This window comes from Kitasatospora sp. NPDC059747 (assembly GCF_042732955.1).
Taxonomy (GTDB): Bacteria; Actinomycetota; Actinomycetes; order Streptomycetales; family Streptomycetaceae; genus Kitasatospora.
Genome location: NZ_JBHWGV010000274.1, coordinates 1 through 1,814, shown reverse-complemented (window position 1 = coordinate 1,814; position 1,814 = coordinate 1). Strand labels below are relative to the sequence as shown.

2 protein-coding genes are annotated in these 1,814 nt (G+C 75.1%); both read left to right on the top strand.

What is annotated here, in order from left to right:
• Window positions 1-339 precede the first annotated feature (339 nt).
• A complete protein-coding gene (locus ACFV4G_RS43445) occupies window positions 340-831 on the top strand; it encodes a hypothetical protein (protein ID WP_380449190.1) in 492 nt (163 codons plus the stop codon).
• 8 nt (window positions 832-839) lie between these two features.
• Window positions 840-1,706 carry an NmrA family NAD(P)-binding protein gene (locus ACFV4G_RS43440; protein ID WP_380449188.1) on the top strand — a complete coding sequence of 289 codons (867 nt, stop codon included), beginning with the start codon at window positions 840-842 and terminating at the stop codon, window positions 1,704-1,706.
• Window positions 1,707-1,814: the final 108 nt, after the last annotated feature.

The window sequence follows — 1,814 nt, the reverse complement described above, 5'->3', positions numbered from 1 at the left end:
AGACCCCCCCGGGGGGGGCGCCCACCCGCCGCCCCCCCCGCCCCCGGCCCCACACCCCCGGGCGCCCGCGCGGGGCGGGCGCCCCCGGGGCGCGCCCCCCCAGCCCTACCCCCCACCTCCTGGCCCGCGTGGTCGAGGGCATCGACGCACTCACCACCGACTAACCACCCCCACTCCACCCCACCCCCACCCCCACCCCCACCCAACGCCCCAGCACCCAACGCCCGACACCTAAACACCCAAACACCCAAACACCCCAATACTTAGCCATCTAACCACCTCACGCCCAAATAATTAGCCACCTAATCAAGCGCCCTCCCCTACAGAACAGGAACCCCCATGAGCAAGAAGGCCCCAGGCGCACCCCCGAGATTCGTCCTCCGGCGAGAAGTCCTGACCGCCTACGTCATGCCCGCCCTGATGGCCGGCCTCGGCGGCGCCGCGACGCACCAGCCCGAGCTGATGCTCGCCGCGGTCACCACGATCGCCGGCACATCGGCGGTCGTCGCGGCCCTCATCGGAGCCCGGCTGCGCCGCCGCCCGCCCCATGCGTGGGCAGCCCGCGCGCCGCGCGCCGCAGTCGCGATCGTCCTCGCCGTCACCGCAGCAGCCGTGGCCCTGGCCGTCGGCCTCGCCGGAGCGCACTGGCTGCCCCGGATTCCCGCACTGGCCGACCAGGCCTGGCCCGGCCGCCTCCCCGTCGACCTGCCGCTGTCCTCGGCGATCGCCGCGACCCTCATCACCATCCGCTGGCGCGCCTGCCGCCCGCACCGCGCCGCCCCGCAGCACCGCAACGACCCCGCACCCCACCCCGAGAGGCAGACCTCATGATCGTCGTCATGGGCGCAGCAGGCGCCACCGGCGGAGCCACCCTCCGCAGCCTCGCCGCCCTGGGCGCTCCGGCCCGAGCGCTCAGTCGCGATCCCGAGCGCCTCGCCGCCACCCTCGACCGCGACCTCGACGCGAGCGCCCGCCCGCTCGTCGAACCGGTCTTCGCCGACGCGGCCGACCCGGAGTCGCTGCGCACCGCGCTGAGGGGCGCCCACCAGCTGTTCCTCACCATGGCCAACGGCCCGCACCAGGTCGAGCACGAGCTGCGCACGATCGGGGTCGCCGGGGAGTGCGGCGTGGAGCACGTCGTGAAGATCTCCGCCCCGACCGCGGAGCCGCTGTCCCCCGTGGCCGTCTCGCGCGGACACCACCGGGTGGAGGAACACCTGCGCGCCTCCGGCATGGCGGCGACCGTCCTGCGGCCGTACGCGTTCATGCAGAAGCTCCTCCTCCTCGCGCCCGGCATCGCCGCGGCCGGGGTGGTGCACGGGGCGATGGAACGGGCGCGCTGCAACTACGTAGACGTGCGGGACATCGGGGACATCGCCGCGGACGTGCTCACCCGGCCGGAGCTGGCGGGCGGCACGTACGAGCTCACCGGCGGGCGGGCGTACAGCCATCCGGAGCTGGCCGAGTTGATCGGCGAGCTGCTGGGCCGGCCGGTCCACTACGTCGACCTGTCCCCCGAGGAGCTGCGCGCCCACCTGGTGACGCGGGCCGGGATGCCGGAGTGGCTGGCGACCCACGTGGTGGAGATCCAGCGGCTCGCGGTGCTCCGGAAGGAGGAGCCGGACCCGACGATCAGCCGCCTGACCGGGCGCGTCCCGCGCACCCTCCCGGCCTTCCTGGAGGAACACCTCCCCCTCTTCCGCTGAACCCTCCCCTCCACGCCCCGGCGGGGCCCGACGGGGGGCGGGAACCCCCGGGGACGGGGCGAACCCCCCGCGCCGCCCCCCGACAACGCGCTGGGGCCGGTGGGCAGA